7 protein-coding genes and 2 pseudogenes are annotated in these 8,851 nt (G+C 44.4%); all 9 read left to right on the top strand.

Annotated elements, in window-relative coordinates; translation table 11 throughout:
* Positions 1-86, top strand: a pseudogene (locus tag RAC86_RS39460) (sugar transferase); the annotation flags it as partial.
* Between the two features lie 55 nt (positions 87-141).
* On the top strand, positions 142-1,593 hold the full coding sequence (tuaB, locus tag RAC86_RS31010; RefSeq protein WP_029725996.1) for a teichuronic acid biosynthesis protein TuaB: 1,452 nt from the start codon (positions 142-144) through the stop codon (positions 1,591-1,593).
* Complete coding sequence (gene tuaC, locus RAC86_RS31005) at positions 1,590-2,759, top strand: teichuronic acid biosynthesis protein TuaC (protein WP_033884183.1); 1,170 nt, start codon at positions 1,590-1,592, stop codon at positions 2,757-2,759. Before tuaB ends, tuaC begins: the two co-directional genes overlap by 4 nt.
* 61 nt (positions 2,760-2,820) lie before the next feature.
* Positions 2,821-4,206 (top strand): UDP-glucose 6-dehydrogenase TuaD, encoded by a 1,386-nt coding sequence (gene tuaD, locus RAC86_RS31000; RefSeq protein ID WP_377886381.1) that lies wholly within the window; start codon positions 2,821-2,823, stop codon positions 4,204-4,206.
* Positions 4,207-4,290: 84 nt separating this feature from the next.
* Positions 4,291-5,757, top strand: a complete 1,467-nt coding sequence (gene tuaE / locus RAC86_RS30995) for a teichuronic acid biosynthesis protein TuaE (protein WP_377886380.1) — start codon at positions 4,291-4,293, stop codon at positions 5,755-5,757.
* 28 nt (positions 5,758-5,785) lie between these two features.
* Positions 5,786-6,466, top strand: coding sequence for a teichuronic acid biosynthesis protein TuaF (gene tuaF, locus RAC86_RS30990; protein ID WP_129092738.1), 681 nt, complete (start codon positions 5,786-5,788; stop codon positions 6,464-6,466).
* A 23-nt stretch (positions 6,467-6,489) separates the two neighbouring features.
* Positions 6,490-7,248 carry a teichuronic acid biosynthesis protein TuaG gene (gene tuaG, locus RAC86_RS30985; protein ID WP_021480719.1) on the top strand — a complete coding sequence of 253 codons (759 nt, stop codon included), beginning with the start codon at positions 6,490-6,492 and terminating at the stop codon, positions 7,246-7,248.
* Between the two features lie 28 nt (positions 7,249-7,276).
* Complete coding sequence (gene tuaH / locus RAC86_RS30980; RefSeq protein WP_377886382.1) at positions 7,277-8,470, top strand: teichuronic acid biosynthesis protein TuaH; 1,194 nt, start codon at positions 7,277-7,279, stop codon at positions 8,468-8,470.
* Between the two features lie 144 nt (positions 8,471-8,614).
* A pseudogene (locus RAC86_RS30975) lies at positions 8,615-8,851 on the top strand (undecaprenyl-phosphate alpha-N-acetylglucosaminyl 1-phosphate transferase); the annotation flags it as partial.

Here is an 8,851-nt window from a genome sequence, read left to right as displayed (position 1 = left end):
ACATTCGCAATCTGACTTTCACTTTAGAATTAAAAATTATGTTAAAAACTTGTAAAGTAGTTTGGACGGGTGATGGTGCAAGATAAAACGGAATGCCATTATTCACCATCAATCTGAGCTTAAAAAGAAGTAGGGAATATGATGCCAAGTATTACAAAACAAATCATGAGCGGTGCAAAGTGGACAAGTATTTCAACCATGTGTATTACAATCATACAAATTGTTCAGTTTGCCCTGCTTGGAAATATGATGACCTTAACAGAATTTGGGCTTGTCGGCATGATTACAACGGTTACAGTTTTCGCCCAGATTGTGCTCGATATGGGTTTTGGCGCAGCATTAATTCAGAGAGACGACGCGACGGAGCGCCAGCTGTCAACATTGTATTGGCTTAACATTATGACGGGCGTTTTGCTGTTTGTTCTTTTATATGTGAGCAGTCCTGTCATTGCGGGATTTTATCAAAGAGAAGAGCTGGTGTTTCTGGTTCGGATTCTGGCGATTATGTTTTTGATCGCGCCAATTGGACAGCAATATCAGTATATGCTGCAAAAACAGCTGCATTTTAATACGTTAAGCAAAATAGAGATTTTTTCAAATGTATTGTCATTCGGATATTTAGCGATAGCAGTTTTTATGATGGATGCGATTTTGGCGTATGTGATTTCTCAAGTCCTGCTGCAGTCCAGTAAAGGGATTTTATATTGGGCTGTATACCGAAAAAAGTGGCATCCTGCTTTTGTTTTTGATTTGAGAGGCATGAAGGATTTCTTTTCTTTTGGAGCCTTTCAGCTTTCATCCCGTCTTGTGAACAGGCTGGGAGCAAATATCGACATGATTTTGATCGGCCGGTTTATTGGTGCTGAAGCATTGGGGATTTATAACCTCGCTTATCAGATTGTCACCATTCCGGTTTTGAAGATCAATCCGATTGTCACACGGGTGGCATTCCCTGTTTTCGCAAAAAACAAATATGAAAACAGCGTGATCAGAGAAGGCTTTCTGAATATGACAAAAATGCTGGCGCTTGTTTCGTTTCCGCTGTTAATCGGGCTCGTGTCTGTGTCAGACGCCTTTATCACAGCGGTTTTCGGTGAAAAGTGGCTTGCTGCTGTTCCGATCCTAAATGTTCTGGCGATTGTCGGAATACTAAGAGTGCTTATGAATCCAAATGGATCTGTGTTGCTGGCTAAAGGAAGAGCTGACTTAGCGTTTTATTGGGATTCCGGCGTGCTGCTGCTGTACGGATTATCACTGTTTGCAGCTGTACAGACGGGAAGCCTGCTGACAGTCGCATGGGTGTATGCCATTATCAGCGTTGTTAATTTCCTGATCGGGCGCTGGCTTTTGGCATATGTCATCAAGCTTAACCTTTCAGCTTATTTCCAGTCGATTATGAAGCCATTTCTGATTACTGCGGCGATGGGCATCATCGCGTTTGGTGTAAGCCTCAGTACCGAACACTTCAGTATGCAGGCAGAAATGCGGCTGGCCATTTCAGTTGCGGCTGGGGCGCTGTGCTATCTCTTTCTTTTGGTAAAAGCATACCCTCAAACGAAAAGCAAACTACTAAGAAAAGGACGTTTGTCATGAAGATTTTGTGGATCACAAGCGTATATCCGAGCAGTATGAAACCCGGTGAGGGTGTGTTTCATGAGACACAGGTGCAAGAGCTGCAAAAACTCGGGCTTGATATCACTGTGATATGCCCACGGCCTTTTCATTCAGCGCCTGTCCGCATGCTGAAAAAGACATATCGAAAAAAGGATGCCAGACCGGAGTATGAGATTAGAAAGGGTATACCGGTTTACCGGCCTTTCTATCGGGCAGTTCCCGGCCAGCTGAAGTGGGCGCAGCCTCATCGGAGAATCGCATCAGCCGTTTTAAAAACCATGAAACAGCGCGACCTATATCCGGATCTGATCCATGCGCATTTTGCCATGCCATCGGGCGGGGCTGCGGCAGTCGTGTCAGAGTCAGCGCAAATTCCTTATGTTCTGACCTTGCATGGCAGTGATGTGAATGTCTATCCGCATTACAGCAAAGGTGCGTTTAAAGCCTTCAAGCGTGCCGTAGGTTCTGCATCAGTTGTTTTAGCAGTCAGCCACAAGCTTCAGGAAGAAGCCAAAAAGCTTTCGGGCTTTGACAGCTCGGTTTTGCCAATCGGCATACAGCTCAGCCGTTTTCAGGAGAATGAGGAGACGAAAGAGGAAATCAGAAAAAGACTCGGACTCCCGCTCGATCAGCGTCTGGCTGTCTATGTCGGCCGGCTGGTCAGAGAGAAAGGCATTTTTGAACTGTCTGAAGCGATCGAATCGCTGCAGGACTCTCCTAAGGCAGTCTTTGTCGGGGATGGTCCCGCAAAATCGATGCTGACGCAGAAGGGGCATATTGTCACAGGCCAAGTCCCGAATCATCAGGTAAGAGACTATTTACTTGCGGCAGATCTATTCGTACTTCCTTCTTACAGTGAGGGGATGCCGACTGTTGTGATTGAGGCCCTGGCACTAAGGGTTCCTGTTATTTGTACGGATGTTGGCGGAGTGTCGTCTTTATTCGGAAAGCACCAACATCTGCTGATTAAACCGAAATCCGCTCAAGCCTTGGCAGAAGCGATCACTCGGTACGAACATGAGCAAATATGGAAGCCGGAAGTAGCAGATGACTTGTATGAAACCGTGCAGGCTCAATTTGACGCAGGAAAAAACGCCAAGGCCTTGCATCATCAGTATCAGACGGTCACGAAAACGTCCGTTTAATCGTAAGAAACTGCGACCAATATAAATAGGAAGATCATTTTACAGGAGAGGGATGAGCGCTGTGAAAAAAATAGCTGTCATTGGAACAGGTTATGTAGGACTCGTATCAGGCACTTGCTTTGCGGAGATCGGCAATAAAGTTGTTTGCTGTGATATCGATGAATCAAAAATCAGAAGTCTGAAAAATGGGGTAATCCCAATCTATGAACCAGGGCTTGCAGACTTAGTTGAAAAAAATGTGCTGGATCAGCGCCTGACCTTTACGAACGATATCCCGTCCGCCATTCGGGCCTCAGATATTATTTATATTGCAGTCGGAACGCCTATGTCCAAAACAGGTGAAGCTGATTTAACGTACGTCAAAGCGGCGGCGAAAACAATCGGTGAGCATCTTAACGGCTACAAAGTGATCGTAAATAAAAGCACAGTCCCGGTTGGAACAGGGAAACTGGTGCAATCTATCGTTCAAAAAGCCTCAAAGGGGAGATACTCATTTGATGTTGTATCTAACCCTGAATTCCTTCGGGAAGGGTCAGCGATTCATGACACGATGAATATGGAGCGTGCCGTGATTGGTTCAACAAGTCATAAAGCCGCTGCCATCATTGAGGAACTTCATCAGCCATTCCATGCTCCTGTCATTAAAACAAACCTAGAAAGTGCAGAAATGATTAAATACGCCGCGAATGCATTTCTGGCGACAAAGATTTCCTTTATCAACGATATCGCAAACATTTGTGAGCGAGTCGGCGCAGACGTTTCAAAAGTTGCTGATGGTGTTGGTCTTGACAGCCGTATCGGCAGAAAGTTCCTTAAAGCGGGTATTGGATTCGGCGGTTCATGTTTTCCAAAGGATACAACCGCGTTGCTTCAAATCGCAAAATCGGCAGGCTATCCATTCAAGCTCATCGAAGCTGTCATTGAAACGAACGAAAAGCAGCGTGTTCATATTGTAGATAAACTTTTGACTGTTATGGGAAGCGTCAAAGGGAGAACCATTTCAGTCCTGGGATTAGCCTTCAAACCGAATACGAACGATGTGAGATCCGCTCCAGCGCTTGATATTATCCCAATGCTGCAGCAGCTGGGCGCCCATGTAAAAGCATACGATCCGATTGCTATTCCTGAAGCTTCAGCGATCCTTGGCGAACAGGTCGAGTATTACACAGATGTGTATGCTGCGATTGAAGACACTGATGCATGCCTGATTTTAACGGATTGGCCGGAAGTGAAAGAAATGGAGCTTGTAAAAGTGAAAAGTCTCTTAAAACAGCCAGTCATCATCGACGGCAGAAATTTATTTTCACTTGAAGAGATGCAGGCAGCCGGATACATTTATCACTCTATCGGCCGTCCCGCTGTTCGGGGAACGAAACCCTCTGACAAGTATTTTCCGGGCTTGCCGCTTGAAGAATTGGCTAAAGACTTGGGAAGCGTCAATTTATAAAAAGAAAAAGTGTTACTTGGTTGAAGCTGCCGGCTGCTAGGCTCGGCCGCCGGCTCCTGAAACATCAGGAAAGGGGTTAAACATGTGAGTATCAAACGATCAGCGGTCCATACGCTAGCGTTACTGGCCGCTGCTATATTTGGAGTCGTCCTATTGCTGGGAGCCATCCATAAAGATATAGGTTTCATGCAGATGGCTGTTGTGCTTGCGGTGTTGGCAATTGGCATGTTTTTACTGACGCTTGCAACCGCATTTACAACAAAAGAACGGCTCTTTATGGCTGTAATCTATATTTTGATCGCCTGCACTTTTTTAAATAATGCATTTTTCGCCATTCATCTTGGATTTTTCAGTTTGTTCCTTTACCGGCTTCTGCTCATTGCGGCGGGTTGCCTTCATATTTTCGGCATGGTTCGGAATCGAACCCATATTGAAAGATGGCATGGGGTGCAAGTAAAAGGGATATTGCTCTTTTTCGCCTTTTGGTTTATATATGGCCTTGTTTCTCTGCTATGGGCCAAGTCGGTAACAGTTGGCCTCAAGTATTTAGCCTTATTGGCAATGGGAATTTTCTTCATTTATCTTATTGTCATGTACGTGCAAAAAATGGAGCGGCTGATGATTGTTTATGCCATTTGGCTGGTGATGACGGTATTTCTGATGATCATTGGTTTTTACAATCATATCACCCACCATCATCTTGCGAGTTCCACATTGTACAGCGGACCGGAGTATAAGCAGCATTATCCGACATCGGTCTTTTTTAATCAAAATGACTTTGCGACCTTTTTATCCATCAGCTTCTTTTTTTACATCACGATGATGAAAAACATTAAGAATGGATACATCAAGGCAATTGGCCTTGTGCTCTCGCTCTGTGCGTTGTATTTAATTTTTGCCACTGGATCAAGAGCCAGCCTTCTGGGCATTTTTGCAGGTATTGCTGTCTACATCTTCATTGTATTGCCGCCTGTTTTAAAGAAAATGGCTATATGGCTGTCGGCGGCGGGAATTGCTCTTTTCGCAGTTCTTTTCGCCAGCAAAATCTATTCAAAGTTTTGGGAGCTGTTTCTGGCCCCGCAGACGCTACATTCATTTCATGACAGGCTTCCATCAAATGTGGCTCGGGCAAATCTGCTGAAAAACGCTTGGCATTTTTTCCTTGATTCATACGGATTTGGAGTCGGAGCAGGAAATGTATCCTATTATCTTGAGCATTATGCTGTATATGATACTGACAATGTGGCAGAGGTGCATAACTGGCTTGTTGAAATTCTGGCTAATTTTGGCTTGTTCATCATGCTGGGATATCTGTCCATTTATGCCTACCTCATATGGGTGCTTTACAAGTTTTATGAAAGAAAATTAGAAAATCAGTCAAAACTGATCACAGAAGGACTTATTACCGCTATGGTCAGTTTCCTGGTATCAAGTATCAGCCCAAGCTCTGTTTCAAATTTATTTTTCCATTGGGTGTTTATGGCGCTCGTCATCGCCGCCGTGAATGTGTTAAGGCGATCCAGACAAATGCCTGAGCCGATGTACAGATAAACAGACTACAAAAAGCAGGGAGACTTATATGAACGATATATTGATAAGAATAGCCCGTCGCATAAAAAAAAATATCATTTGGATCATAGCGGTGCCAATTATATTAGGTGCGGCGGGGTATATCCTGCCGTCACAGATCGCTGATCAAAAGAGCTATACAGCTGAAGATACTTTGGCTGTGGGGAGCTATGATCATCCGGTTTATAACAGCACAGAAGAGATTCCGCTTCTGCTAAAGAGCGACTCTTTTTTGAAGGAGGCGCTTCCTGATGAAAAGGATGAAGATGTAGCAGAAATCAAAGAGAAGCTTACAATCAAAACGGAATCCAAATCGTTACTGACTTTAAGCTATAGTGACGAGGATAAGGATAAAACGGAATCTGTCTTAAACGCCATATCCTCCACCTTCCTCAAAAACGATCAAAAGCTGTATGCAGAAAGAGAAGCCGTCATCCGCAGCAGCATAGACGCGCTTGAAGGCGAGTCGGTGAGCGAGGATTCCAAAGTGGATAAAGAGAGATTTTTGTATGAGCTCAAAAACACACAGCTTAACCTGAAAGCGGCAAGTGTTACTGATTCCGAAACCGTAAGTGAGACAGCAGGCGGCGGAATGTCTCCGAAAAAGAAAGCAGTTCTCGGCGTTATGATTGGCCTTACGATTGCCTTTATGTTCGTTGTCATTCCTGAATTTTTCAGGGAATCCTTTTAAAATCATACGATGGAGATGTGATCATGACCAATTGGAAACCTCTCGTATCTGTCATTACACCTTCCTATAATGCGCGTGACTATATTGAAGACACGGTTCATTCGGTATTAGATCAGAGCCATCCTCATTGGGAAATGATTATCGTGGATGATTGCTCAACGGATGGGACCCGCGACATTTTACAGCAGTATGAAAAAATAGACGAAAGAATTCATGTGGTGTATCTGGAAGAGAACTCCGGAGCTGCGGTTGCTCGCAACAAAGCGTTGGAACGCGCTCAAGGGCGCTACGTAGCATTTTTGGACAGTGATGACAAATGGAAAAAAGACAAACTGGAAAAGCAGCTTGAGTTTATGATGGAGCGCTCCTGTGCGTTTTCTTTCACGGGCTACAGCTTAATGGCGCAGGACGGGACCCCACTTGATAAATTTATTCATGCGCCGGAAAGCCTGACGTACGATGACGCCCTGAAAAATACAATTATCGGCTGCTTGACGGTGATGATTGACAGGGAGCAAACGGGACAGATCCAAATGCCGAATATCAGAACGAGACAGGACTTAGCCACATGGCTGTCTCTTTTAAAAAAAGGATTTACTGCCTATGGAATGAAGGAATGCCTGGCTGAATATCGGCTTGTCAATAACTCAATTTCCAGCAACAAATGGAAGGCTGCGAAAAAAACGTGGTTTGTCTACAGGGAGATCGAACGGCTTCATTTTATGAAAGCAACATGGTGTTTTGTTCAATATGCAAAAAACGCGGTGAAAAAAAGATTATAGCCGCAAACAGAGAGAAAAGGTGATGAAGGTGGAAACAAAAGAAGCAATCATTCATGTCATCGTTGCCACTGCTGAATGGGGAAAAGACCAATTGAGATACAGAAGGCACCGGCTGGCAGAATTTTTAGCTGCTCAGGAGGAAACGAAGGAAGTTATTTGGGTATGTCCGGCTCCGCGTGCCCAAGGGAAAGAGTTTCAGGAAGTCCATTCTGGCATCAGGCAATTCGCTGTCAAAGACCTGCTGCAGAAAAAAATGTTTCGTTTCGGACGATATACAGATGTCTTTTACAGACATAAGCTCTCCCCATTACTCGATGAGCTTACACCTGCTTCTGCAAACGGTGAACGCTGCTGTTTATGGTACACGTTTCCGGGATTCCCGCTGCTGTCTTCGCTGTATCCTTGGGATCAGGTCATTTATGACTGCAGTGACTTATGGGCGGCGCCGATCAGCGGCCGATCAAATCTGCTGTCTGAATTCCGGCGAAAAGTCATTAAATCGGCAGAGCTGAGAATTATACAACGAGCAGATTCAATAACCTGTTCATCAGATTATCTTCACAAGGAAGTAGACAAAAAACTGACTGCAGGACGAGAAAAGGTTCATACTGTGGAAAACGGTGTGGAGTATGAGCTGTTTTCTGCAACTAAACAAGCTCCCGATCGCAGTATACTGCAGGGGAGAGAAGGAACAGTGTTAGGTTTTATTGGCGGGATTAAACCGAAGCTCGATTTTAAAATGATTAAAGCCGCCGCCCTGCAAAAGCCTGATTGGACATTTTTATGGGTTGGCCCGGATGCCACCAATGGTGACGTTTCGTTTCAAGAGCTGCTGAGGCTTCCCAATGTCATATGGACCGGTCCGGCAGATCCAAAAGAAGTGCCTCATTATATGGAGCTTATCGACATTGGCATCATGCCATATAAACAATCACCGTATAATCAAGCTGTGTTTCCGCTGAAACTATTTGAATTTTTAGCGGCAGGAAAACCTGTCGTCGGCTCTAATCTCCCGTCAACCTCAAAAATGCAAAAGCCGTATGTATACGAATATGTAGAGGGCGATCATCCGATTGATTTTATAGCCGCTTGTGAAAAAGTTCTCGGTCAAAACGGAGACGAGACCTATAAAGAAATGCGCCGAAACATCGCTCGCACACAAGATTGGAATTGCTTATTTAGACAAATTATGAAGTATACAGGGATTCAAAAACATGCGTAGTCCTATAAATTGGGATGCGCGTTTTTTGATTATACGTGTTTCTTTTTGATGAAGCTTGTTATAATAACTAAGGAGAAGGTATAATGGAAGGAACGGTTCTCTATATAAATAAAGACTTCATTTAATTTCAAAGGAGACTTCTTTATGCTTGACGAACGCATGATTCGCATTGTTGTTGCGTTTATTGTCTCGCTGCTGACAGTTTTAATCATAACCCCAATCGTAAAAAGGATTGCGATTAAAATAGGTGCAGTTGACCAGCCCAGCAATCGAAAAGTACATGACAAAATCATGCCCCGCATGGGCGGGCTGGCCATATTTATCGGGGTGGTTGCAGGCGTGCTTGCATCCGGTATTTACACAGAAACAAGGATGACGGCA

The organism is Bacillus sp. LR_5, from assembly GCF_042709275.1.
This window is presented reverse-complemented; position numbering and strand designations above follow the sequence as displayed.